General features: G+C 62.9%; 22 protein-coding genes. 6 read left to right on the plus strand and 16 right to left on the minus strand.

The features are described 5' to 3' along the window. Positions 1–26 precede the first annotated feature (26 nt). On the plus strand, positions 27–827 hold the full coding sequence (locus tag JQ600_RS01920) for a molybdopterin-synthase adenylyltransferase MoeB (RefSeq protein ID WP_212386314.1): 801 nt from the start codon (positions 27–29) through the stop codon (positions 825–827). 120 nt (positions 828–947) lie between these two features. Here the strand turns inward: JQ600_RS01920 and JQ600_RS01925 are convergent, their stop codons facing one another. From JQ600_RS01925 to JQ600_RS01935, 3 genes are all read right to left on the minus strand, one after another. After that, the gene (locus tag JQ600_RS01925; RefSeq protein WP_192736253.1) at positions 948–1382 is read right to left on the minus strand and encodes a hypothetical protein; all 435 of its coding nucleotides are present in this window, start codon (positions 1380–1382) and stop codon (positions 948–950) included. Between the two features lie 117 nt (positions 1383–1499). Further along, complete coding sequence (locus JQ600_RS01930) at positions 1500–1712, minus strand: hypothetical protein (RefSeq protein ID WP_212264051.1); 213 nt, start codon at positions 1710–1712, stop codon at positions 1500–1502. A 147-nt stretch (positions 1713–1859) separates the two neighbouring features. Next, positions 1860–2861: an aldo/keto reductase gene (locus tag JQ600_RS01935; protein ID WP_212386315.1), complete on the minus strand. Its 1002-nt coding sequence runs from the start codon at positions 2859–2861 to the stop codon at positions 1860–1862. Between the two features lie 120 nt (positions 2862–2981). On the opposite strand from JQ600_RS01935, the gene JQ600_RS01940 reads away from it, so the two are divergent. Continuing rightward, on the plus strand, positions 2982–3911 hold the full coding sequence (locus tag JQ600_RS01940; protein WP_212386316.1) for a LysR family transcriptional regulator: 930 nt from the start codon (positions 2982–2984) through the stop codon (positions 3909–3911). Here the strand turns inward: JQ600_RS01940 and JQ600_RS01945 are convergent. Both JQ600_RS01945 and JQ600_RS01950 read right to left on the minus strand, forming a co-directional pair. Next, complete coding sequence (locus tag JQ600_RS01945) at positions 3900–4577, minus strand: uridine kinase (protein ID WP_312017236.1); 678 nt, start codon at positions 4575–4577, stop codon at positions 3900–3902. The genes JQ600_RS01940 and JQ600_RS01945 overlap by 12 nt on opposite strands. Positions 4578–4596: 19 nt before the next feature. Further along, on the minus strand, positions 4597–5598 hold the full coding sequence (locus tag JQ600_RS01950) for a D-glycerate dehydrogenase (protein WP_212264048.1): 1002 nt from the start codon (positions 5596–5598) through the stop codon (positions 4597–4599). A 415-nt stretch (positions 5599–6013) separates the two neighbouring features. On the opposite strand from JQ600_RS01950, the gene JQ600_RS01955 reads away from it, so the two are divergent. Further along, complete coding sequence (locus JQ600_RS01955; RefSeq protein WP_192736259.1) at positions 6014–6541, plus strand: SH3 domain-containing protein; 528 nt, start codon at positions 6014–6016, stop codon at positions 6539–6541. A gap of 180 nt (positions 6542–6721) precedes the next feature. On the opposite strand, the gene irrA is transcribed toward JQ600_RS01955, so the two are convergent. After that, complete coding sequence (gene irrA, locus JQ600_RS01960) at positions 6722–7177, minus strand: iron response transcriptional regulator IrrA (protein WP_283813409.1); 456 nt, start codon at positions 7175–7177, stop codon at positions 6722–6724. Between the two features lie 395 nt (positions 7178–7572). On the opposite strand from irrA, the gene fabA reads away from it, so the two are divergent. Both fabA and fabB read left to right on the plus strand, forming a co-directional pair. Further along, positions 7573–8100, plus strand: coding sequence for a 3-hydroxyacyl-[acyl-carrier-protein] dehydratase FabA (gene fabA, locus JQ600_RS01965; protein WP_192736260.1), 528 nt, complete (start codon positions 7573–7575; stop codon positions 8098–8100). 78 nt (positions 8101–8178) lie between these two features. Next, positions 8179–9402: a beta-ketoacyl-ACP synthase I gene (gene fabB, locus JQ600_RS01970; protein ID WP_212386317.1), complete on the plus strand. Its 1224-nt coding sequence runs from the start codon at positions 8179–8181 to the stop codon at positions 9400–9402. A gap of 121 nt (positions 9403–9523) precedes the next feature. Here the strand turns inward: fabB and JQ600_RS01975 are convergent, their stop codons facing one another. The 3 genes from JQ600_RS01975 to JQ600_RS01985 form a co-directional block, all read right to left on the minus strand. After that, positions 9524–10120, minus strand: a complete 597-nt coding sequence (locus JQ600_RS01975) for a glutathione S-transferase family protein (protein ID WP_212264045.1) — start codon at positions 10118–10120, stop codon at positions 9524–9526. Between the two features lie 309 nt (positions 10121–10429). Next, on the minus strand, positions 10430–11254 hold the full coding sequence (locus tag JQ600_RS01980; RefSeq protein ID WP_212386318.1) for a hypothetical protein: 825 nt from the start codon (positions 11252–11254) through the stop codon (positions 10430–10432). A gap of 163 nt (positions 11255–11417) precedes the next feature. Beyond that, positions 11418–12353, minus strand: a complete 936-nt coding sequence (locus JQ600_RS01985; RefSeq protein ID WP_212386319.1) for a LysR substrate-binding domain-containing protein — start codon at positions 12351–12353, stop codon at positions 11418–11420. A gap of 103 nt (positions 12354–12456) precedes the next feature. Here JQ600_RS01985 and katG point away from each other — a divergent pair, with 103 nt between their 5' ends. Then, on the plus strand, positions 12457–14595 hold the full coding sequence (katG, locus tag JQ600_RS01990; protein ID WP_212264042.1) for a catalase/peroxidase HPI: 2139 nt from the start codon (positions 12457–12459) through the stop codon (positions 14593–14595). A gap of 85 nt (positions 14596–14680) precedes the next feature. Here the strand turns inward: katG and JQ600_RS01995 are convergent, their stop codons facing one another. The 7 genes from JQ600_RS01995 to JQ600_RS02025 form a co-directional block, all read right to left on the minus strand. Next, the gene (locus JQ600_RS01995) at positions 14681–15427 is read right to left on the minus strand and encodes a superoxide dismutase (protein WP_212386320.1); all 747 of its coding nucleotides are present in this window, start codon (positions 15425–15427) and stop codon (positions 14681–14683) included. A 199-nt stretch (positions 15428–15626) separates the two neighbouring features. Further along, positions 15627–17786, minus strand: a complete 2160-nt coding sequence (gene pnp, locus JQ600_RS02000) for a polyribonucleotide nucleotidyltransferase (RefSeq protein WP_192736266.1) — start codon at positions 17784–17786, stop codon at positions 15627–15629. A gap of 315 nt (positions 17787–18101) precedes the next feature. Then, complete coding sequence (gene rpsO / locus JQ600_RS02005; RefSeq protein ID WP_212264039.1) at positions 18102–18371, minus strand: 30S ribosomal protein S15; 270 nt, start codon at positions 18369–18371, stop codon at positions 18102–18104. 2 nt (positions 18372–18373) lie between these two features. After that, positions 18374–19516, minus strand: coding sequence for a tRNA pseudouridine(55) synthase TruB (gene truB / locus JQ600_RS02010; RefSeq protein ID WP_212386437.1), 1143 nt, complete (start codon positions 19514–19516; stop codon positions 18374–18376). Further along, entirely contained in the window at positions 19516–19929 is a 414-nt protein-coding gene (rbfA, locus tag JQ600_RS02015; RefSeq protein WP_212386321.1) for a 30S ribosome-binding factor RbfA, read from the minus strand. The genes truB and rbfA overlap by 1 nt, the downstream gene beginning before the upstream one ends. A gap of 184 nt (positions 19930–20113) precedes the next feature. Continuing rightward, the gene (gene infB, locus JQ600_RS02020; RefSeq protein WP_212386322.1) at positions 20114–22762 is read right to left on the minus strand and encodes a translation initiation factor IF-2; all 2649 of its coding nucleotides are present in this window, start codon (positions 22760–22762) and stop codon (positions 20114–20116) included. A 63-nt stretch (positions 22763–22825) separates the two neighbouring features. Further along, positions 22826–23518, minus strand: coding sequence for an RNA-binding protein (locus tag JQ600_RS02025; protein ID WP_212386323.1), 693 nt, complete (start codon positions 23516–23518; stop codon positions 22826–22828). Positions 23519–23527: the final 9 nt, after the last annotated feature.

Raw genomic sequence — 23527 nt, forward strand, 5'->3', positions numbered from 1 at the left:
GAACGGCGCATGGGAATAGACCGACGATGCTGACCGCCGACGAACTCGAACGCTATGCCCGCCACATCGTGCTGCGCGAGGTCGGCGGCCCCGGCCAGACCGCCCTGAAGGAGGCGTCCGTGCTGGTGATCGGCGCCGGCGGTCTCGGCGCCCCGGTCCTGATGTATCTCGCCGCCGCCGGCATCGGCACGCTCGGCGTGGTCGACGACGATATTGTCTCGCTGTCCAATTTGCAGCGCCAGATCATCCACACCACGCCCGATATCGGCAAGCGCAAGGTCGATAGCGCCGCGCAGCAGATCGACGCGCTCAACCCGCACGTCAACTTCGAGGCGCATGCGGTGCGTCTCGATGCCGGCAACGCGATGTCGCTGATCGGCGGTTATGATCTGGTGCTCGATGGGTCAGATAATTTCGAAACCCGCTATCTGGTTTCCGACGCCTGCTTCCTCGCGGCCAAGCCGCTGATCACGGCGGCGCTTGGCCAGTTCGACGGATCGCTGACGACGATCCGCGCCCATGAGCGGGACGCCGGCGGCGAGTTCAATCCGACCTATCGCTGTCTGTTTCCAGAGGCGCCGCCGCCGGGCACGGTGCCGGCCTGCGCCGAGGCCGGCGTGATGGGCGCTCTCGCGGGCATGCTGGGATCGATGATGGCGCTGGAAGCGATTCGCGAAATCGTCGGCTTCGGCGACAGCCTGGTCGGACGGCTGGTGATGGTGGACGCCCGCGCGATGCGGTTCGAAACTCTGCGCTACCGGCGCGATCCCGCGAACCCGCTCAACGGCGATACGCCCACGATCACTGATCTAAGTGCGCACCGGTGAGGACTGGCGGGCATCCGTCCTAAAGCGTTTTCCAGCGAAGTGGATCCCGGTTCGCGCTAAGAAAACGCGTCAAAACAAAATATAGAGCCCCGTTCCGATCTAATCGGAACGGAAAAGGCTCTAGTCGATGTCGGCAATCTGCTTCTCGTAGTCAGACGCGTTTGATTTATCCGTCATGACCTGCGGGCAACGGAAGCAGGCCTCTTTGCCTTCCTGACGGAACCAGCGGCAGGTGGGGCGAATCTCGCAGGCGGGAAGCGCGTTGACGACAGCCGGAACGCCTTCAACGATCCTTTTGGCCAGACTGCAGGTGTTACCCTTGAAATGCTTGCAGCCGCCGCTGGCGCCCGCGCAGGGTGCCGCGATGCGGAACAGTTCCGTGGGCTTGGCATCTCCCGCAAGGGCAAGGACCTGTTCGGAGATTGGCACGGTCTCGGTGAGATATCCGACCCGGTGCTGCTCCGGCGTACCGGTGATTACGCCAAAGATTCGGGCGCCCTCGTCGGTCGCCTGCGAACTCGGGCAGTCGATCTGCTTCTTTAAATCCTTGGACATGAATCCCTCTATCTCGCTGCGCGTGCCGGGTGAGCTGCGTCTAACCCGAAATGAAAAGGCGTCCGGGATGGCGTCCGACGCACGACGCGCCGAACGCCATCTCGTCTCTTGATCGATTCAGAATAGAACCGTCTTTGTGGGCACCGGCATCGTCGGCGTCGGAAATCTGCCGAAGATGGTGATATCCTTGATGATATCGCCCAGCGATCCGCGGTTGATCGCAGCCCTGAAACCGGCTGCGACGATTTCAAGCTGTTCCGGGGTGAGCTGAACCGGTGCTTCGAGCTCGGACTTCGCAGGCTCGACTGCGTTGATGTCGGACTTCTTCATCTGTCTTCTCCTTGTCGCGAGACGAAGGGGCCATCCGCTTCGGCTGCTACAGGAGGCTAGGGACAGATTGGATGAGTTACCGTGATTTTGCTCACGGAACCCTCGCGCCCCGGCGAATGGGGGCGCGAGGAACTCGTGCGGTTGCATTCAGGCCCGCTTCTTCTCGCTGTCCAGATGCGCCATTTGCTCCGTCGCATAACGCGTGCCGGCGGCTGCATCCGGCGGGAATGCCTTCGCGAGCTTGTCCAGATGCGCCGCCGAGAGCTTCACATCGAGCGCGCCAAGCGCTTCGGTCAGCCGGTCGCGGCGGCGGGCGCCGACCAGCGGCACGATGTCATTGCCCTGCGCCGCCACCCAGGCAATCGCGACCTGCGCCACCGATACGCCGAGATCGGCGGCGACCTCGCGCAGCGGCTCGACCAGCGCCAGATTGGCGTCGAGATTGGCGCCCTGGAAACGCGGGGTCATCTGCCGGAAGTCCTGTCCGCCGGACTTGTCTTTCGACCAGTGTCCGCTGATCAGGCCGCGCGACAGCACGCCATAAGCGGTGACGCCGATACCGAGTTCGCGGCAGGTCGGCAGGATATCGTCCTCGATGCCGCGCGAGATCAGCGAATATTCGATCTGCAGATCGGCGATCGGATGCGCGGCATGGGCGCGACGGATGGTGTCGCAGCCGACTTCGGACAGGCCGATATGCCTGACATAGCCAGCCTTGATCATGTCGGCGATGGCGCCGACCGTGTCTTCGATCGGCACCGCCGGATCGAGCCGCGCCAGCCGGTAGATGTCGATGTGATCGACGCCGAGTCGCTGCAGCGAATAGGCGATGAAATTCTTCACCGCCGCGGGGCGGCCGTCCATTCCGATAAAGCCGCGCGCGGGATCGCGCAACGCGCCGAACTTGACGCTGATCTGCACATCGTCGCGGCCGCGGCCGGCGAGCGCCTCGCGGATCAGCAATTCGTTGTGGCCCATGCCGTAGAAGTCACCGGTGTCGAGCAGGGTGATCCCCGCGTCGAGCGCGGCATGAATGGTGGCGATGCTCTCGCCGCGGTCGGCCGGACCATAAAAGTCCGACATGCCCATGCAGCCGAGACCGATGGCGGCGACGTTGGGGCCGGTTTTGCCGAGTTTGCGGTGTTGCATGGTGGTGCTCCTCGTATTGGCGGCGGGATTCCCGTGCCGGGTTGACGAGGCTGGTATGGCCGATCGCGATTAGAGCGATAAGCTGGACAATGCTAAATAGTTTGTTCAGTATACCGAACAATGAACGATGTTGATCTCCGCGATCTCGATGCCTTCGTCGCCGTGGCGCGCACCCGGAATTTCCGGCGCGCCGCGATCGAGCAGCGCGTCTCCGTCTCGAGTCTCAGCCAGCGGCTGCGCGACATGGAGGAGCGGCTTGGCGTCCGTCTGATGAACCGCACCACCCGCAGCGTTGCGCTGACGGAAGCCGGCGAGCTGCTGCTGGCCCGGGTCGGGCCGGCGATGTCGGATGTCGGCGCCGCGCTCGATCAGGTGCGCGGACTGCGTGACGTGCCGTCGGGCCGCCTGCGCATCAATGCGCCGCCGCCGGCGATCGATCTGGTGCTGGCGCCGATGGTCGCGCCGTTTCTTGCAAAGTATCCGCAGATCGAACTGGAGATCGTCGGCGAGAGTGCATTCGTCGATATCGTCGCCGGCGGTTTCGACGCCGGCGTGCGCTACGGCGAGCATCTGGCACAGGACATGATTGCGGTTTCGCTCGGGGCGCCGCAGCGCTACGCGGTGGTGGCATCGAAGGAATATGTGGCGCGACACGGCAAGCCGATGCATCCGAAGGATCTGCTCGATCACGCCTGCATCCGCACCCGGTTCGGCAGCGGCGCCATGCTGGATTGGGAATTCGAGAAGGCGGAACGTGTCGTGGTGGTTTCGCCGCCGGCAAAACTGGTCGCAACCTATCTCGGCCTTGCGCTGCGCGCCGTCCACGATGGGATCGGCTTCTGGTTGACGTTTGAAGGTTATGTGCGCTTTGGCATCAAATCGGGTGCGCTGGTCAGCGTGCTCGACGACTGGTGCGCGCCGTTTCCCGGACCGTTTCTGTACTATCCGAGCCGCCGCCAGCCGCCGCCGGCGCTGGGCGCGTTCGTCGCGTTTGTCGGGGAATGGCGCAAGCAGGAGAGACGGAAGGGCCGGGGCGGCTCAACTGGGTGAAGCACGCCACTTCAGTATTTTTGGCTCCCGCAGATCATTGTAGCCGATGACAATATCGGCATGCTCTTCCGGGGCGCACTCACGCAGATATCGCTGCTGGCCGCCGACATAACGCTGGTTCGGCGGCGCAGCAGGATCGGGCGCGCCAAAATCCGGGCCGCGCTGCGCGCCGCGCGGCACGGAGACATTGAAGTCGACCTTCAGAAAGATCGAGATGTCCCAACAGGCCCGAAGCTCGGGGCGGTGCAGGAAGATGCCGTCAACGATCAGCGCGGCGGTTGGCGGCGCCTGCTGCGTGACCGGTTCGAACGGCCGGTCGTTGTCGAGATCAAAATGCCCTGCGACGTATCGACCGGAGCCACCGGGACTCAAGGGATCGAGCAACAGTGTCCGAAATGAATCGTAGTCGTACGAGTCGAGAAAAAAGCCATCAGGTGAATACCGGCCACGCGCGTATCGTACCGAGCGTGGATGATGGAAATCATCGACGGAAGCGCGGATCGTCGGGCGGCCTTGTGCTGCCACGAGCGGCGCCAGCGCATCCGCCAGCGTGGTCTTTCCCGCGCCATCGACGCCATCGATCGCGACGCGGATGATCCGCGTGGGATGTAGTGCGACGACGGTGGCGGCGAGGCGGTTCAGCAGCGATGCGTGGGCTTCGCTCACATCATCCTCGGTGGCCGCCTCACAGCATGCTGGGCAGCACGCGGTCCGGCGGCTTGTGGTTGTCGAGGAAGGTCCTGATGTTGATGATCACCTTCTCGCCCATCTCGACACGGCCTTCGATCGTGGCCGAGCCCATGTGCGGCAGCAGCGTGACCTTGCCGGCCTTGGCCAGCCGAACCAGTTTTGGATTGACGGCGGGCTCATGCTCGTAGACGTCGAGCCCGGCGCCGCCGATCTCGCCACCTTCGATCAGCTTGATCAGCGTGTCCTCGTCGATCACCTCGCCGCGCGCGGTGTTGACGATATAGGCCTCTTTCCGGATCAGTTTTAAGCGCCGCGCCGACAGCAGGTGGAACGTCGCTGGGGTGTGCGGACAGTTCACCGAGATGATGTCCATCCGCGCCAGCATCTGGTCGAGGCTTTCCCAATAGGTCGCGCCCAATTCGTCGGCGATCACGGGCGCGACGGGACGGCGGTTGTGATAGTGGATCTGCAGGCCGAAGGCGCGGGCCCGGCGCGCCACCGCCTGGCCGATGCGGCCCATGCCGATAATGCCGAGGCGTTTGCCGCCGATGCGATGACCGAGCATCCAGGTCGGCGACCAGCCCGGCCAGTGCTTGCCATCGGTGAGAATCGAGGCGCCCTCGATCAGCCGCCGCGGCACCGCGAGAATCAGCGCCATGGTCATGTCGGCGGTGTCTTCGGTCAAGACTTTCGGCGTGTTGGTCACGGTGATGCCGCGCGCATGCGCCGCCGTGACGTCGATATTGTCGACGCCATTGCCGAAATTGGCGATCATCCGCAGCTTGCAGTCGGGCTGCTTGAGAATTTCCTCGTTGACCAGGTCGGTCACGGTCGGCACCAGCACGTCGGCGGTACGGACCGCCTCGGCGATCTGTTCCGGCGTCATCGGCGTATCGTCGAGATTTAACCGCGCATCGAACAGTTCGCGCATCCGGGTCTCGATCGAGTCCGGGAGTTTGCGGGTGACGACGACGAGAGGCTTTTTCTTAACCGACATGTCCTGCTCTCATGAGGCAATGGCTCGTCCAACCTTTGACGAGTCAGAAGCTTCGCCGTTGAGGCCTCATTAACCTGGTTGTTCGACACTGCATTCGCTGCGCGGTTCGAACGGCTACCTGGTCGTTTCCTTAGGTTTCCTTAGCGCTTCCTCGGGTTCCCCGATCCTTACCTCGGGGTTGCCAAGGGAAGGGTCAAGGTAATCAGGGAAATTCGGGCGTTCTGGTTCTCAAGCGTTCCGTCCTCTCTAGCAGAAGGCCGGGCCAAGACAAGAACCCCTCGGGAACGACAATCCGAGTTGCGACCGAGGCGGGCACAGGGGGACTCAGGTTTAAGGGTCTTGGGTTTCAGGCGTTGAGTGGATTGTTTCAACTCGAAGAATTCGAGTTGAGAGGTTCTCGGCAGGAGACGAGTTGATGGCGTTGGGGCGTTTCTGTTCGATGGCGGTGCTGGCAGGGTGCATGCTGGGTGCGTCGGTCAGCACAGGTTTTTCAGCCAAGGAAGCAGGCTCCACCACCAGCGGCCTCCCGGTGCCGCGTTATGTCAGCCTCAAATCCGATCATGTGAATGTCAGGGCCGGTCCGACCAAGGACAATGACGTCGCCTGGGTTTACACCCGCTCCGGCCTGCCGGTCGAAATCACCGCTGAATTCGAGAACTGGCGCCGGGTGCGCGATTCCGAAGGCGCCGAGGGCTGGGTCTATCATTCCCTGCTGTCGGGCCGCCGCACCGCCGTCGTCACCATGAAGACCAAGGACGAACTCGCGCCGCTCTACGATCGCGCCGATCCGTCCAGCGCGGTCGCCGCGCGCCTGCAGGCCGGCGTCGTCGCCCAGGTCAAGAAATGCGCGGCCGGCTGGTGCCGCGTGATCGGCAACGGATTTGACGGCTGGATCGAACAGCAGCGGCTGTGGGGCGTCTACGCCGACGAGAAGGTGGATTGATTGCGCCGTTGACGACCAATTGTCGTCGTCCCGGCCTAGTGCGCAATTGCGCGCGGGGGGCCGGGACCCACCCATACCCCGCGGCTCCGCGTTAGCCACGAATGGCCGACGCCGTCCTCAACAATAAACATTTGTGGTTATGGGTCCCGGCTCAAGGCCGGGACGACGGGCTGATAGAGCTCAGCGCTTCTTGCGCAGCCGCACGACCATGTCGACGCGGGCGATTTCGTAACCTTCCGGCACGTCGGGCATCCGCGACAGCACCAGATGCGGATCTGGAATGTCGACCAGCTCGTGGTTGTTCTCGAGATAGAAGTGGTGATGCGCCGTCACGTTGGTGTCGAAATAGGTCTTGGTGCCGTCAACGCTGACCTGGCGCAGCAGGCCGGCATCGGTGAGCTGGTTGAGCGTGTTGTAGACGGTGGCGAGCGAGACCGGCACCTTGGCCAGCGTCGCTTCCTCGTAGAGCATTTCAGCGGTCAGATGCCGCGCGCCCTTGCCGAACAGCAGCCAGCCGAGCGCCATGCGCTGGCGGGTCGGCCGCAGGCCGGCAGCTTGCAGCATTTCGTTGACGTCATGCCAGGGACAGCCGGTCAACGCCGGTTGATGTCCGGCGGCATGGGCGGCCGGATCCATCGCGGCTAAGTCAGCGGCGTCGTCGTTCACAGTCGAGACCTGGTCGTTCATTTCCACTTCGGTACCACGCTGACAAACTTGGGCAATATTCTTGCCCAATATAAAAGGAAATCCTTTAGATGCAAGTTTTTCGCAACTAGAACGATCCCAAGGTAAAGGCGGAACCCGCGATGGGACAGGGTGCTTTTAGGCCCTATCCAGTGCTTTGCCGCCCGCCAAGGCCTATGTTACAGAGCGCGCGGACCACATATGCATATTCGGCAGGGACATTTGCCGGTGGCACCCAAGTAGCGCCAATTTGCGGGAAACAGGCATTCTTCCGCGGGAAACCGGTCCGGTTCGCTCGAAAGCGCGACCAGGATACTTTTGCGGGACATCTTAGAGAGGCTGAAACGATGCTGGATCGCCGCGGCGGTTACGAATACGAGGATTTGCTGGCGTGCGGCCGTGGCGAGCTATTCGGCCCGGGAAATGCGCAATTACCGCTGCCGCCGATGCTGATGTTCGATCGCATCACCGAAATTTCCGAAACCGGTGGGGAATACGGCAAGGGCATCGTTCGCGCCGAACTCGACGTGAACCCGGATCTCTGGTTCTTCGGCTGCCATTTCAAAGGCGATCCGGTGATGCCGGGCTGTCTCGGCCTCGACGCGCTGTGGCAGATGGTCGGCTTTTATCTCGGCTGGACCGGCGGCGAGGGCCGCGGCCGGGCGTTGGGCCTCGGCGAACTGAAGTTCTCCGGTCAAGTGATGCCGAATGTCCGCAAGATTGTGTACAACGTCGATATCAAGCGCGTGATGCGTCTAAAGCTCTGGCTGGGTATCGCCGACGGCTGGCTTTCGGCCGACGGCGAGATTATCTATCGCGCGAAGGATCTGAGGGTGGGGCTGTTAAAGCAGGGTGCCGCATTGCCGGGAGCGTAAGTTACCCGCTCTCCAATAGGCGGAATTCGGTTTGACGGCGGCCATCACACAAAACGCAAACGACAGGACGAGGCGATCATGAGGCGGGTTGTCATCACGGGGATGGGCATCGTCTCATCCATCGGAAATAACACCCAGGAAGTGCTTGCGAGCCTTCATGAGGCGAAATCGGGGATCACGCGCGCGGAAAAATACGCCGAACTCGGCTTCCGCTCGCAGGTGCAGGGCGCTCCGTCCCTCAATCCCGCCGATGTCATCGACCGGCGCGCGATGCGCTTTCTCGGCGAGGGCGCGGCGTGGAATCACATCGCGATGGAGCAGGCGATCCAGGATTCCGGTCTCAGCCCGACCGAGGTTTCCGACGTCCGTACCGGCATCATCATGGGCTCCGGCGGACCGTCCGCGCGCACCATCGTCGAAGCGGCCGATATCACCAGGACCAAGGGTCCCAAACGCGTGGGGCCGTTCGCGGTGCCAAAGGCGATGTCGTCGACCGCCTCAGCCACGCTGGCGACCTGGTTCAAGATCAAAGGCGTGAACTATTCGATCTCGTCGGCCTGCGCGACCTCCAACCATTGCATCGGCAACGCCTATGAGACGATCCAGATCGGCAAGCAGGATGTGATCTTCGCCGGCGGCTGCGAGGAACTCGACTGGTCGCTGTCGGTGCTGTTCGACGCCATGGGCGCGATGTCCTCGAAATACAACGCCACGCCCGCCACCGCGTCGCGTCCCTATGACGTCAGCCGCGACGGCTTCGTCATTGCGGGCGGCGCCGGCGTGGTGGTGCTGGAAGAGCTCGAACACGCCAAGGCGCGCGGCGCGCGCATCTACGCCGAAGTGGTCGGCTATGGCGCGACGTCTGACGGCTACGACATGGTGGCCCCCTCGGGCGAAGGCGCCGAGCGCTGCATGCGGATGGCGATGGAGACCGTGAAGACGCCGATCGACTACATCAATCCGCACGCCACCTCGACGCCCGCCGGCGATCCGCCGGAAATCGAGGCGATCCGCAGGGTGTTCGGCACCGGCGAAAAATGCCCGCCGATCTCGGCGACCAAGGCGCTGACCGGACATTCGCTCGGTGCCACCGGCGTTCAGGAAGCGATCTATTCGCTGTTGATGATGAACAATGGTTTCGTGTGCGAGAGCGCCAACATCACCGAGCTCGACCCGGTGTTTGCCGACATGCCGATCGTGCGCAAGCGCATCGACAACGCCAAGCTCGGCACCGTGCTGTCGAACTCGTTCGGCTTCGGCGGCACCAACGCCACGCTGGTGTTCAAGCGCATGGATGCGTGAGCGTTTGTCATGCCCCGCGTATGCGGGGCATCCAGTACGCCGCGGCTTGTCGATTCAAGCACTGATGTCTCTGGAATACTGGGTCACCCGCTTTCGCTTTCGCGGGTGACGACAGTTGGGCCTATCCCGCCGCGATCTTCTCTGCGCGCTGGAACGCCGGGCGGGCCGCGCATCGATCGATGTAGGCGTCGAACGAGGGCCGTGACGGCACCATCTTGAACAGCCGCACGGCGAAATTCAGCCCGGAGCCAATGATGATGTCGGCTGCGGAAAAATTCTCGCCGAGAATCCACGGACCTTTCTCCAGTGCGTTGTCGAGCACGTCGATCACGCGTTGCGAATCGCCCCAGCCGGCCGCGACCGGATTCATTTCGATCTTGGTCGCGAGCTGCACGATCGCAGGCTCGATACAACCGGGGCTGAAGAACAACCAGTAGAGATACTTTGCGCGCAGCGGATCTCCGAGCGGCGGCGCCAGCTTCGCTTCCGGATAGCGCTCGGCGACATAGGCCGCGATCGCGGCGGCTTCGGCAAGCGTGGCCTCGCCATCCCGGAGCGCCGGCACCTTGCCCATCGGATTGATCGCCAGATATTCGAGCTTGCGCTGTGCGCCGGTCGAGATGTCCGTCAGCACGCGTTCATAGGGTTGTCCGGTCTCTTCGAACAGCCATAGCGAGGAAAACGAACGCGAGCGGGGCGACCAATAAAGCTGCATCATGGCGGAACCTTTCATCGGCGGGGGCGGACAATGCCATCTTCATTGCGCGTCTGACGCGAATTGGCAACGCACTACGCCTAGGACGAACGGTTCAACGTCGAGCGATATGTTGGTCAACTTTATTTCGTGCGGTCGACTGGCCGGCGATTTCGGGCGAATCGCGGAGAGCCACGCTCAATTGTCTTTGAGGTAGTTGGGCAGCAGGAGGCATGGCTAGCAAAAAACTAAGCGCGGCCGTGAGGCCTTCGCTCATCACGCCCGCGATTCGCGGCGAGGGTTTCGGCTTGCGCTGTTCGCGCATCCTTTGCGTTATTGTCCAAGCGTGGCCGACAATGCCTTGTCGAGATGCGTAGCAAGCAATGCCCGGGTACCGTCGCGCAATGTCGCGCTCGTCGCCGCCGCTGCTGCCGGCTCTGGAAACGCAGAATTTTCGAGTTTGGTAAGCGGGTCCTCGACTCCAAAACCCCTGGCAAGTGCCAAGCCAAGATTGAGGTTAAAAGGCTTTTTGCTGACCTCGTAGGTCTGTCCGTCAAACACCGTGACCTGAATGTTGGAGTACAAGCGGGTATGGCCGACGAGGCTGCCGATGCCGCGGTGATAAACGCCGATGCCGCGCAGGGTCTGGTTGGTTCCGTCCAACTTGCTGTCAAGTTTTGTAACCGCCACATAACGCGCGCAACCAGCGTTCGCGGTGATCTGCCGCACAATGGTGGTCAGATCGCTCTCAGGATTGCGAAACAGCGCCGGGGCAGGACGGTCGTAAGGCGCGAACGCCTGCTTCGAGTAGGCTATTCGCCGGACACCGGCGCCGGAACCCGTCACGGCGCGAACGCGCGCGACCACGAGATCGTCGAGACCCCAGCTCTCGATCGGTACATCCGCATAATCGTTGTTGAATACGGTGAGGCCGATTTTCTGAACCGCGAACTGGTCGCCGACCGCTGGAATAACGCCGATCTGACAAGGACCGCTTTCCGTCGGCGCGGCTTGCCTCGCGCTGGTCTTGGTCTTTGCCGCCGCCTTCTTGGCGGGCTTCGGCGCGGATGGCGCGGCTATAGGCGCGGGCTGGGCTTGCGCCCATGCGGGTGTGACGGAGCACGACAGGATAAGTGCAACGGCCAGGACGCGGATCATGAAAACTCGGGAACGGGATTGGTGCGCAGGGATGCGTCTAACTAGAGCGCACCGCGGGCATCCGCAAGTTGTTTTGCGCCTCTTCGTCTATCGTGCGGAGCTCTTCCATCGATAATACTTCATCACATATCCCGTCATCGGCGGGACCTTGTCGCGTTGCTGATCACCCCCGCGATTTCCGCGGCGAGGGTTTCGCCTTGCGCTGTTCGCGCAAGGCATCGGCGGCGAGGCAGACCACTTCCGAGATTTGCTGCAGCTGTGCGGCCAGCGGGCTTGTCTTGCGCCAGACCATGCCGATGGTCCGCGACGGTTGCGGGTTGCTGAACCGCGCGACCGAGACCTGTGCCGAACGGGTTTCCACCGTGACCGCCATTTCCGGAATCAGGGTGACGCCGATGCCGGCGCCGACCATCTGAACGAGCGTGGACAGCGAGCTTGCGTCCAGCACCTCGCGCGGCGGCGACTGCATGTTGCAGAACGACAGCGCCTGGTCGCGGAAACAATGCCCCTCTTCGAGCAGCAGCAACCGCATCTCGCGCAGCGTCTCGTGGCTTGGCACCGGTGTGCCCTCGTCCTCGCCCGGCCGCACCAGCAGGAAATTCTCGGAAAAGCAGGCGACCTCGGTCAGCGATGGCTCCGATACCGGCAATGCCACGATCGCCGTATCGAGCCGGCCTTCGGTCACTTCCTTGATCAGCTTCGGCGTCAGCGTCTCGCGCACGTGGATGTCGAGTTCCGGATGCATGCGCGCGAGGTTCTCGATCACTTTCGGCAGCAGATAGGGCGCGATGGTCGGGATCATGCCGATGCGCAGCCGTCCGGCAAGCCGGTCCTGTGCCGCGCGCGCGAAATCGCCGAGTTCATCGACCGAGCGCAGGATGTCGCGGACACGCTGGACGATCTCTTCGCCGAATTCCGTCAGCGTGATCTGTCGCGCGCTTCGTTCCAGCAGCGCGCCGCCGAGCGCTTGCTCCATTTCCTTGATTTGCATCGACAGGGCCGGCTGCGAGATCGAGCAGGCTTCCGCCGCGCGCCCGAAATGGCCGTGACGGGCCAGCGCATCAAAATAACGAAGCTGTCTGAGCGTCATCTGTATCATCAGAATATCTTATCGGTTCGATCATTAAAATCAACTTCCCCTGATGGAAAGCGGCTCTTAGAGTGCTTCCAATCTGACTGGAAGCGGCCCTTAGGAGGCAATCATGGACGACAAAACAAAATGCCCGTTCTCGGGCGGAAAAGGCGGACACTCGAACCGCGATTGGTGGCCGGACGCGCTGGACGTTTCGCTGCTCCACCGCAATTCCACTCTGTCCGATCCGATGGGCGAGGCGTTCGATTACGCCAAGGAGTTCAAGACCCTCGACCTCAATGCCGTGGTCAAGGACCTGACCGCGTTGATGACGGAATCGCAGGAGTGGTGGCCGGCCGATTTCGGTCACTATGGCGGTCTCATGATCCGCATGGCGTGGCACAGCGCCGGCACCTACCGCATCACGGACGGCCGCGGCGGCGCCGGGGCCGGTCAGCAGCGCTTCGCGCCGCTGAACAGCTGGCCTGACAACGCCAATCTCGACAAGGCGCGCCGGCTGCTATGGCCGATCAAGCAGAAATACGGCCGCAAGATCTCGTGGGCCGACCTGATGATTCTCGCCGGCAACGTCGCGCTCGAATCGATGGGCTTCAAGACGTTCGGCTTCGCCGGCGGCCGCACCGACGTCTGGGAGCCCGAGGAGCTATTCTGGGGCCCCGAAGGCACCTGGCTGGGCGACGAACGCTACAGTGGCGAACGCGAACTCTCCGAGCCGCTCGGCGCCGTGCAGATGGGTCTCATCTACGTCAATCCGGAAGGCCCGAACGGCAACCCGGATCCGCTCGCAGCGGCGAAAGACATCCGCGAAACGTTCTTCCGCATGGCGATGAATGACGAAGAGACCGTTGCGCTGATTGCCGGCGGCCACACCTTCGGCAAGGCCCATGGTGCCGGCGATCCGTCGCTGGTGGGGTCAGACCCGGAAAGCGGCGCTCTCGAGGATCAGGGCCTCGGCTGGAAGAGCAAGCACGGTACCGGCATCGGCGCCGATACCATTACCGGCGGTCCGGAAGTCACCTGGACGCAGCAGCCGACGCAGTGGAGCAATCTGTTCTTCAAGAACCTGTTCGAGAACGAATGGGAGCTGACCAAGAGCCCGGCCGGTGCCAAGCAGTGGAAGGCGAAGGGCGCGGAAGCGACGATCCCGGACGCCTTCGACAAGTCGAAGAAGCATGTGCCGATGATGCTGACGACCGACCTGTCGCTGCGCTTCGATCCGGCTTATGAGAAGATTTCGCGGCGCTTCTACGAAAACCCGGACCAGTTCGCGGACGCGTTTGCGCGTGCCTGGTTCAAGCTCACGCACCGTGACATGGGTCCGGTCGTGCGTTATCTCGGCCCGCTGGTGCCGAAGGAAACGCTGATCTGGCAGGATCCGATTCCGGCGGCGGATCATCCGCTGATCGGAGACGCGGATATCGCCGCGCTGAAGACCAAGATTCTCAGCTCGGGTCTGTCGGTGTCGCAGCTCGTTTCGACCGCATGGGCGTCGGCGTCGACGTTCCGCGGCTCCGACAAGCGCGGCGGCGCCAATGGCGCGCGTATTCGTCTCAGCCCCCAGAAGGAGTGGGAGGTCAACCAGCCCGCCGAACTGAACACGGTGCTGCAGAAGCTGGTGGCGATCCAGAAGGAGTTCGGCAAGAAGGTTTCGCTTGCCGACCTGATCGTTCTCGGCGGCTCCGCGGCGGTCGAAAAGGCCGCAAAGGACGCCGGCGTCGACGTCAAGGTGCCGTTCACGCCGGGGCGCATGGATGCGTCGCAGGATCAAACCGACGTCGCTTCCTTTGCTCCGCTCGAACCGCGTGCCGATGGCTTCCGCAATTATGTCAACGGCAAGAAGCATCAGTTCCTGGGGCCGGTGGAAGCGCTGATTGACCGCGCGCAATTGCTGCGGTTGACGGGACCCGAACTGACGGCGCTGGTCGGCGGCCTGCGCGTCCTCGGCGCGAATGCCGGCGGATCAAAGCACGGCGTCTTCACCAGCAAGGTGGGGACATTGACGAACGATTTCTTCGTCAATCTGCTGAGCATGAGCACGGAGTGGCAGCCGTCGGGCGATGCCTACGAGGGCCGAGATCGGAAGACAAAGGCGGTCAAGTGGACCGCCACCGGCGTCGACCTGATCTTCGGTTCGCATGCGCAGCTTCGCGCCTTCGCTGAGGTCTATGCCTGCGCGGACTCCAAGGAGAAGTTCGCCAAGGACTTCGCCGCCGCCTGGACCAAGGTGATGAACCTCGATCGGTTCTGATCAGCTGAGCGCTGGACGAACGCTACACTGACAAAAAAGGGCGGCTCAAGAGCCGCCCTTTCGCTTTTCAAGATGGAGCGCGCGATCAAACGCCGAGCGTACCGGCCTTCGCCGCCGCAAAACGCTCGGCGACCTTGGTCCAGTTCACCGTGTTCCACCACGCCTTGAGATAATCGGCGCGGCGGTTCTGGTAGTTGAGATAATAGGCGTGCTCCCAGACGTCGTTGCCAAGCAGCGCGCGCTTGCCGTCCATGATCGGATTGTCCTGGTTCGGACGGGTCTCGATCGCGAGCTTGCCGTCCTTGGCAACGGTCACGAACACCCAGCCGGAGCCGAACTGACGTCCGCCCGCGGCATTAAAGTCGTTCTGGAACTTCTCCAGGCCGCCGAGGTCCTTGTCGATCGCGGCCAGCACCTCGCCTTCCGGCTTGCCGCCGCCCGGGGCCATGATTTCCCAGAACATGGTGTGGTTGGCATGGCCGCCGAGATTGTTGCGCACACCGAATTTGATGTCGTCGTTCAGGGCGTTCAAATTGCCGAGGATGTCCGTCACCTTGCTGGTGCCGAGCTGCGCATTGGTCTTGGCGAGGGTGTTCAGATTGTTGACGTAGGCGGCATGATGCCGACCATGGTGGATTTCCATGGTCTTGGCATCGATATGCGGCTCAAGCGCGTTGAAGGCGTAAGGGAGCGGCGGCAGCGTGAACGGGCCTGCCGCGGCCGGGGCAGGCGCCGGTGCGGCGGCCTGGGCAAAGACGACACGCGGTGCCGCCGCGACGGCTACGAGGCCGGCGGCGGCGCTGAAAAAATGACGGCGCGAAAGTGCGGACATAAGTCTCTCCCTGCGTGACGAGCCTGCTGCTCGGTTCGGACGATCGTAACGGGTCCAGCTTCCAGCTGCGAAGTCAGCCCCATTCCGGTTTCATTTTAAATGGGTTAGGCGCTGCGGCGTAAGAGCGCACGATCACATCTGCGGCAAATAAAAAGGGCGGCTTTGCAGCCGCCCCTTCTGATTTTCGATGTCGAGGCGCTTACTCGCCGGCCGCTTCGCGGGGCGCCGAGGCCTCCGCCGCCTTCTGCTTGGCTTCGAGGTCCTCGCCGGTCGCCTGATCGACCACCTTCATCGACAGCCGCGTCTTGCCGCGATCGTCGAAGCCGAGCAGCTTGACCTTGACCTTGTCGCCTTCCTTGACGACGTCGGAGGTCTTCTGCACCCGGGCCCCGGCGAGCTGGCTGATGTGGACGAGGCCGTCCTTGGCGCCGAAGAAGTTCACGAACGCGCCGAACTCCATCACCTTGACCACGGTGCCTTCGTAGATCTGGCCGATCTCCGGATCGGAGGCGATCGATTTGATCCACTTGATCGCGGCCTTCATCGCCTCGCCGTCGTTGGAGGCGACCTTCACGGTGCCGTCGTCCTCGATGTTGACCTTGGCGCCGGTCTTCTCGACGATCTCGCGGATCACCTTGCCGCCGGTGCCGATCACTTCACGGATCTTGTCGGTCGGGATCTTGAAGGTCTCGATGCGCGGCGCGTACTCGCCGAGCTCGGCGCGCGCATTGGTGAGCGCCTTCGACATTTCGCCGAGGATGTGGATACGCCCATCCTTGGCCTGGCCGAGTGCCACCTTCATGATCTCTTCGGTGATGCCCTCGATCTTGATGTCCATCTGCAGCGAGGTGATGCCCTGGTCGGTGCCGGCCACCTTGAAGTCCATGTCGCCGAGATGATCCTCGTCACCGAGAATGTCGGACAGGACCGCAAAGCGCGAACCTTCCAGGATCAGGCCCATCGCGATGCCCGCGGTCGGCCGCTTCAGGGGAACGCCCGCATCCATCAGCGCCAGCGAAGCGCCGCAGACCGACGCCATCGACGACGATCCGTTGGATTCGGTGATCTCGGACACCACGCGCACCGTGTAGGGGAATTCGTGGTGCGGCGGCAGGACCGGATGGATCGCGCGCCAGGCGAGCTTGCCGTGGCCGATTTCGCGGCGCTTGGTGCCGCCGAGGCGTCCGGTTTCACCGACCGAGTAGGGAGGGAAGTTGTAGTGCAGCAGGAACTGCTCCTTGTAGGTCCCTGACAGCGAGTCGATGTACTGCTCGTCCTCGCCGGTGCCGAGCGTGGTCACGACCATCGCCTGGGTTTCACCGCGGGTGAACAGCGCCGAACCGTGGGCGCGGGGCAGCACGCCGACTTCGGCGATGATGCTGCGCACGGTCTTGGAATCGCGGCCGTCGATGCGCTTGCCGGTGTCGAGGATGTTCCAGCGGACGATCTTGGATTCGAGTTCCTTGAACACGCCGGCGATGCGCAGCTTGTCGTATTGCGGCTCCTGCCCTTCCGGGAAGTAGTGAGCCATCACCTTTTCCTTGGCCTTGCCGACCGCCGCGTAGCGGTCCTGCTTGATCGGGATAGCGTAGGCCGAGCGCAGCTCCTGCTCGATCAGGCCGAGCATTTCCTTCTCGAGCGCGCTCTCGTCGACGACCTTGACTTCGCGCGGCTCTTTCGCGGCCTTCTCGGCCAGCTCGATGATCGCCTTGATCACCGGCTGGAAGTGCCGGTGTCCGAACATCACAGCACCGAGCATGATGTCTTCGTTGAGTTCCTTGGCTTCCGATTCCACCATCAGCACGGCGTCGGCGGTGCCGGCGACGACCAGATCAAGCTGGGTCTCGAGCATTTCGTCGAGCGTCGGGTTGAGCACATATTCGTCGTTGGCGAAGCCGACGCGGGCCGCCCCGATCGGGCCCTTGAACGGCGCGCCCGAGATCGTCAGCGCCGCGGAGGCCGCGACCAGCGCCAGAATGTCGGGATCGTTCTCCATGTCATGCGACAGCACGGTGACGATGACTTGGGTTTCATTGCGCCAGCCGTCGACGAACAGCGGACGGATCGGACGGTCGATCAGGCGGGAGACCAGCGTCTCCTTTTCGGTCGGCCGGCCCTCGCGCTTGAAATAACCGCCGGGAATGCGGCCCGCGGCATAGGTCTTTTCCTGGTAGTCGACGGTCAGCGGCAGGAAGTCGACGCCTTCGCGCGGGTTCTTGGCGGCGACGACCGTGGCGAGCACGATGGTCTCGCCATAGGTCGCGAGCACGGCGCCGTCGGCCTGACGGGCGATCTTTCCGGTTTCAAGCTTGAGGGGACGTCCACCCCAGTCGATCTCGACTGAATGAGCATTAAACATTTCGATTTCTTTCATGGTTTAGCGAAAGCAGGGACGCCTGAAACACAAAGACCATGCGCAAGATTGCGAGACACTGATCGCAACACGAGATCAGCGTCCGGCGATCCTGCCATGGTCTTTATATTTCGGATGGCGTCCATCCTCTCGGTAGTCCGGGCACCTTGCCCTGCCCAGCGGCCGGATTGCTGCTGGACGTCTATTGAGCATGAGTTTCTTCATGCCCTTGCGCATGATCGTCTCCGAAAATCCGGAGTCCGGGTTTCTTCCGGAAGACCATACGAAAACGCGCGCAACAGGCGCGCGCGTACTCTGGGATCAACGACGAATGTTGTGCTTTTCGAGCAGCGCCTTGTAGCGCGCCTCGTCCTTCCGCTTGATGTAATCGAGCAGGGAACGGCGCGTGGCGACCATCTTCAAAAGACCCCGGCGCGAATGATTGTCCTTCACGTGGGATTTGAAGTGCCCGGTGAGGTTGTTGATGCGTTCCGAAAGGATCGCAACCTGAACCTCGGGCGAGCCGGTGTCGCCGGTCTTGTTGGCATTCGTCTTGATGACTTCCGCTTTGCGTTCGGCGGTAATCGACATCGTCAAACTTTCTCGTTGTTACGACCGGAACTGGCAGTCAGTCCGGTCAGGTTGAACACACGCTTGGGGATGAGTTCGCCATTGCCAATTTCGGCGAGGGCCAGAAGCCGGCCTGCCACCGTGACATAGACTGTGCCGCTACAATTGGGCGCATCCCGTCCGCGCAACAAAACGGCCTGGCCCCGGTGGAGCCTTGCCGCATCAGCCCGTGTGACGGCCAGTGCCGGGATGTCGTCCAGCGCGGTCTCAACGGGCAAAAGCGCGTCGGCGAGGCTGCCCTCGCCCGACGCGGCTCTATTACACAAAGCCTCCAACTGTTCCAGCGGAATCATGTCCGTTTCGCGGAATGGACCGACCAGGGTCCGCCGCAAGGCGCTGATATGGCCGAAACAGCCCAGAATCCGGCCGATATCGCGGGCCAGCGCCCGGACATAGGTTCCCTTGCCGCACTCGGCCTCGAACACGGATTGGCCGCTATCTGTATGTTCTACAAGGGTTAATTCGTGAATCTCGACCGGTCGCGGCTTCAATTCGACGGTTTCGCCGTCTCTGGCCAGGTCATAGGCCCGTTCGCCCTGGACCTTGATCGCGGAATATTGCGGCGGGATCTGCTCGATCAGGCCGGTGAATTGCGGCAGCAGCGCCCGGATCGCCTCGGCGGAGGGCCTGAGATCGCTGGTCCTGGTCGCCCGGCCCTCGGTGTCGTCGGTATCGCGTTCCTCGCCCCAGCTCACGGTGAAGCGGTAGCGCTTGCGGCCGTCCATCACGAACGGGACCGTCTTGGTGGCTTCGCCCAGCGCGATCGGCAAACCGCCGGAGGCGAGCGGGTCGAGGGTACCGGCATGGCCGGCGCGCTTGGCCTGGAACAGGCGCTTGAGCACCGCGACCGCGTGCGTCGAGGTCATGCCGATCGGCTTGTCGAGAATCACCCAGCCATGGACGTCGCGCTTGTCGCGGCGCGGCTGATTATTCTGCCGCTGCTGTTTGCCTTGATGCTTGTTCTGGCGCGGATCGTTATTGCCGCGCCGCGTATCGTCGCCGCGTCGGGAATCTTCGTTGCGTGTTTCGGTAAAAATATTTTTTTCGGCGTCATGCGATTCGGCATTTTGCGAATCGATGACGCTGTTTGCAGTGTTCACAACCATCACTTGTCGTCCGAATCGGGTGCGAGGTCTCTTTGCACCGCAGGTGTTCTCAGTAATTTCTCGATCCGTTCCGCTTCATCGAATCGTTCGTCGACGCGAAAGCGAAGGTCAGGCGCAAATTTTAGGTTAACGCGGTGCGCGATCTCGCCGCGCAGGAATTTCTTGTGGCGCGCGAGCGCTGCGATCACGACATCGGTGTCGCGTCCGCCGAGCGGCATCACATAGACGGTTGCAAGCTTCAGGTCCGGTGACATGCGCACCTCCGGAACCGTGATGATGTGACCCTCGAGATCGGGGTCATGCACGCTACCTTGCGACAGAATATCGGCGACCGCATGGCGCACGGTTTCGCCGACGCGCAATTGGCGTTGCGAGCCGCCGGGGGCGGAACTCTTGCTGTGGTGGCGGGGCATGGCCGTCTCTCAAAAACAAATCCGTCATGGCCGGGCTAATCCCGGCCATCTACGTCTTTCTTGCTGCTGAATTCTCTGGGACGTGGATGCCCGGAACACTAATGCGAAGACGCGCTTCGCGCTTTTGTCCGGGCATGACGTCGAACTATTACAATGTCTTCCGACGAAGCCGTAAGGTTCAGACTTACAGGCTCCGCTGGATCGTCTCCACGCGATAACACTCGATAACGTCGCCGGCGCGCATGTCGCCGTAATTCTCGAACGCCATGCCGCATTCCTGGCCGGACTGCACTTCCTTCACTTCGTCCTTGAAGCGCTTCAGTGTCGAGAGCTTGCCTTCATGCACAACCACGTTGTCGCGAATGAGGCGTACATTGGCGCCGCGTTCCACGGTGCCGTCGGTGACGCGGCAGCCGGCGACCTTGCCGACCTTGGAAATGTTGAACACTTCCAGGATCTGCGCATTGCCCAGCATGGTTTCGCGCAGCGTCGGCGCGAGCAGGCCGGACATCGCCTTTTTGATGTCGTCGACCAGATCGTAGATGATGTTGTAATAGCGGATCTCGATGCCGTTGCGCTTGGCGGCGGCCGCCGCTTCCTTGTTGGCACGAACCGAGAAGCCGATGATGGCGGCGTTGAAACCTTCCGCCAGCGTCACGTCCGATTCGGAGATGCCGCCGACGCCCGCATGCAGGATGCGCGCGGCAACTTCGTCGGTGCCGAGCTTTTCCAGCGATCCCAAGATGGCTTCGAGCGAACCTTGCACGTCGGCCTTGATGATCAGCGGGAATTCCTTGCGGCCCGACGTCTTGAGCTGCGACATCATCTGTTCGAGCGAGCCGCGCATGCCGGAAATCGAGGCAGCCGCGTTTTCGCGCTTCTGGTGGGCGCGATAGCTCGTGACCTGGCGGGCGCGGGCTTCGTTCTCGACCACCGCGAGGCGGTCGCCGGCTTCCGGCGGACCGTTGAAGCCGAGCACCTCGACCGGCACTGAAGGTCCGGCCTCGTCGATGTTCACGCCCTGATCGTTGATAAGGGCGCGGACGCGGCCCATTTCGGCGCCGGCCACGATGATGTCGCCGATGCGCAAGGTTCCGCGCTGCACCAGCACGGTCGCAACCGGACCCCGGCCGCGATCGAGCCTGGCTTCGATCACGGTACCTTCGGCGGGACGTTCCGCGTTGGTCTTGAGGTCGAGCAGTTCGGCCTGCAGCGCGATCATTTCCAGCAGCTTGTCGAGATTGGTCTTGTTCTTGGCTGATACCTCGACGTCGACGACGTCGCCGCCGAACGACTCGACCTGAACCTCGTGCTGCAACAGCTCGGTGCGCACGCGCTCCGGCTTGGCGTCGGGCTTGTCGATCTTGTTGATCGCGATGATCATTGGAACCTTCGCCGCCTTGGCGTGGTTGATCGCCTCGATGGTCTGCGGCATGACGCCGTCATCGGCCGCCACCACCAGGATCACGATATCGGTGACCTTGGCGCCGCGCGCACGCATCGCGGTGAACGCGGCGTGGCCGGGCGTATCGATGAAGGTGATCTTCTTGCCGCTTTCCGGTGAAGTCACCTGATAGGCGCCGATATGCTGGGTGATGCCGCCGGCTTCGCCCGAAACCACGTTGGCATGGCGGAGCGCGTCGAGCAGCGAGGTCTTGCCGTGATCGACATGGCCCATCACGGTCACGACCGGCGACCGCGGTTCGGTGTCGGTGGAATCGTCGACGATGTCGAACAGACCCTCTTCGACGTCGGACGCGGCCACGCGCTTGACGGTATGGCCCAGTTCCTCGGCGATCAGCTGCGCGGTGTCGGCGTCGATCACGTCGGTGATCTTGTGCATCGCGCCCTGCTTCATCAGCAGGCGGATGACGTCGACCGCGCGTTCCGACATGCGGTTGGCGAGTTCCTGGATGTTGATCGCTTCCGGGATCACCACTTCGCGGATGATCTTTTCCTTCGGCTCGTTCGAGGCGTGTCCCTTCAGGCGCTGGGTGCGGCGGCGGAACGAGGCGATCGAACGCTCGCGCACATTGTCGGCGTCCAGGGCGGTGACCAGCGTCAGGCGGCCGCGTTCCTTTTGCGGTCCGGGCTTGTGGGTCGTCTTCGGCGGCACGGCGGGGCGCATGGCGCCGCCGGGGCCACGGCGGATCTGGCGCGGACCTTCATCCTCATCGGAGGCGTCGGCGGCAACGCCCGGCGCGCGCGCGGGCGGCACTGCCGAGGCCGTCGGCCGGGCCGCGGGGCGCGCGGTGGTAGTGGTGGTGCCGGGTGCTGCGGTTGTTGCGGCCTTGGCTTCGGCCTCGCCAAAACGCTTCTTGGCTTCGAGTTCGGCCTTGCGCTTGGCTTCTTCTTCCAGGCGGTGACGTTCTTCCTCGGCCTTGCGGCGCGCTTCGGCGGCTTCGCGTTCAGCCTGCTCGATGCCTTCCTTGCTGCTGCGGCGCTTGGCTTCTTCTTCCGCCAGCCGACGTTCCTCGATGTCACGGACCTTGGCATCGGCCAGCGCGCTGGCGCGCGCGGAACGTTCGTCCTCGGTCAGCGTGCGCAACACCACGCCGGAGCCGGCGCGGGGCGCGGCTGGCGCTGAGGGGCGGCTTGGCGCTTTGGCGACGACCGGCGCCGGCTTGGCGACCACAGGTTCGGGCGCATGGGTTTCGCCGGCGGGCGCGTCGCCACCGAGGCGGCGCTTGCCGCGCTTCTCGACCACGACCTGCTTGGTCCGGCCATGGCTGAAGCTCTGGCGTACGGTGCCCGTCTCGACGCGCGGCTTGAGCGTCAAGGTCTTGGTCGGGACACTCAAAGTCTTGTCGCCAGGCGTTTTGGTATCAACCATTCAGCAGTCCTAATCTTGTTGCGTAGTGCGCATTCGCACAGTCGTTAAAGCACATCTTGTTAGTCAGAATTTCTGGCCGCTTCCTTCGGTCTTGTCGTCATCGGCCATCCGGTATCGGACCAGGATCTGGCAGCGCGACAGGAACGTCTTGCTCGCCGGGCCCGCGAGCAGGGCAGCATGTATCACATTTGACCGCCCCAGTGCCAAATCCAATTCTGCCGACGTCAGAACATTGACGATCGGAAATCTGGTCGAAAATTCCTCCGATTCATCCGCATTTCCGCGCTTTTGCCGCACGATCGCGTCCAATTTGCGGATTCCGTCGGCCGCACCGTCCGAAGCGTGGATCAGGGCCTGGGCCTCCCCGTCCCGGAGCGCGCCCTCGACCTTGCTGAAACCGGAGACGACCTGGCCGGCCTTGGCGACCATCGCCAGCGCCTCGGTCGCGCTGCGAACCAGCAAAGCCTCGGTGTCGGCGGGGAGGGTCGCTGCGGCCCGGATGTCGCGCTTGAAACCCCTGCTGAATTGGTTACGCCGCACCGCTTCCGCAACGGTCCGGCGCGATGCCGAGACCCACAGGCCACGGCCGGGGAGCCTGCGCTTCAGATCCGGAACGACCTCGCCCTGGGGCGAGACCACGAATCGGATCAGTTCGTCGATCGGGCGCACCTCACGGGTGACCGCGCACATCCGCATCGTCGCGGACCTGTCGGTCCGCGGTCCGTTGTCGAGATCGGGGTCAGCCATGGCGAGCATGCGCGGGGC

The organism is Bradyrhizobium sp. AUGA SZCCT0176 (assembly GCF_018130145.1).
GTDB lineage: Bacteria > Pseudomonadota > Alphaproteobacteria > Rhizobiales > Xanthobacteraceae > Bradyrhizobium.

Bases quoted from the DNA above. Each gene is read 5' to 3' on its own strand.
- JQ600_RS01920 (WP_212386314.1), top strand. From the start codon at position 27: ATGCTGACCGCCGACGAACTCGAACGCTATGCCCGCCACATCGTGCTG.
- JQ600_RS01925 (WP_192736253.1), bottom strand. From the start codon at position 1,382: ATGTCCAAGGATTTAAAGAAGCAGATCGACTGCCCGAGTTCGCAGGCG.
- JQ600_RS01930 (WP_212264051.1), bottom strand. From the start codon at position 1,712: ATGAAGAAGTCCGACATCAACGCAGTCGAGCCTGCGAAGTCCGAGCTC.
- JQ600_RS01935 (WP_212386315.1), bottom strand. From the start codon at position 2,861: ATGCAACACCGCAAACTCGGCAAAACCGGCCCCAACGTCGCCGCCATC.
- JQ600_RS01940 (WP_212386316.1), top strand. From the start codon at position 2,982: ATGAACGATGTTGATCTCCGCGATCTCGATGCCTTCGTCGCCGTGGCG.
- JQ600_RS01950 (WP_212264048.1), bottom strand. From the start codon at position 5,598: ATGTCGGTTAAGAAAAAGCCTCTCGTCGTCGTCACCCGCAAACTCCCG.
- JQ600_RS01955 (WP_192736259.1), top strand. From the start codon at position 6,014: ATGGCGTTGGGGCGTTTCTGTTCGATGGCGGTGCTGGCAGGGTGCATG.
- irrA (WP_283813409.1), bottom strand. From the start codon at position 7,177: ATGGATCCGGCCGCCCATGCCGCCGGACATCAACCGGCGTTGACCGGC.
- fabA (WP_192736260.1), top strand. From the start codon at position 7,573: ATGCTGGATCGCCGCGGCGGTTACGAATACGAGGATTTGCTGGCGTGC.
- fabB (WP_212386317.1), top strand. From the start codon at position 8,179: ATGAGGCGGGTTGTCATCACGGGGATGGGCATCGTCTCATCCATCGGA.
- JQ600_RS01975 (WP_212264045.1), bottom strand. From the start codon at position 10,120: ATGATGCAGCTTTATTGGTCGCCCCGCTCGCGTTCGTTTTCCTCGCTA.
- JQ600_RS01980 (WP_212386318.1), bottom strand. From the start codon at position 11,254: ATGATCCGCGTCCTGGCCGTTGCACTTATCCTGTCGTGCTCCGTCACA.
- JQ600_RS01985 (WP_212386319.1), bottom strand. From the start codon at position 12,353: ATGATACAGATGACGCTCAGACAGCTTCGTTATTTTGATGCGCTGGCC.
- katG (WP_212264042.1), top strand. From the start codon at position 12,457: ATGGACGACAAAACAAAATGCCCGTTCTCGGGCGGAAAAGGCGGACAC.
- JQ600_RS01995 (WP_212386320.1), bottom strand. From the start codon at position 15,427: ATGTCCGCACTTTCGCGCCGTCATTTTTTCAGCGCCGCCGCCGGCCTC.
- pnp (WP_192736266.1), bottom strand. From the start codon at position 17,786: ATGTTTAATGCTCATTCAGTCGAGATCGACTGGGGTGGACGTCCCCTC.
- rpsO (WP_212264039.1), bottom strand. From the start codon at position 18,371: ATGTCGATTACCGCCGAACGCAAAGCGGAAGTCATCAAGACGAATGCC.
- truB (WP_212386437.1), bottom strand. From the start codon at position 19,516: ATGGTTGTGAACACTGCAAACAGCGTCATCGATTCGCAAAATGCCGAA.
- rbfA (WP_212386321.1), bottom strand. From the start codon at position 19,929: ATGCCCCGCCACCACAGCAAGAGTTCCGCCCCCGGCGGCTCGCAACGC.
- infB (WP_212386322.1), bottom strand. From the start codon at position 22,762: ATGGTTGATACCAAAACGCCTGGCGACAAGACTTTGAGTGTCCCGACC.
- JQ600_RS02025 (WP_212386323.1), bottom strand. From the start codon at position 23,518: ATGCTCGCCATGGCTGACCCCGATCTCGACAACGGACCGCGGACCGAC.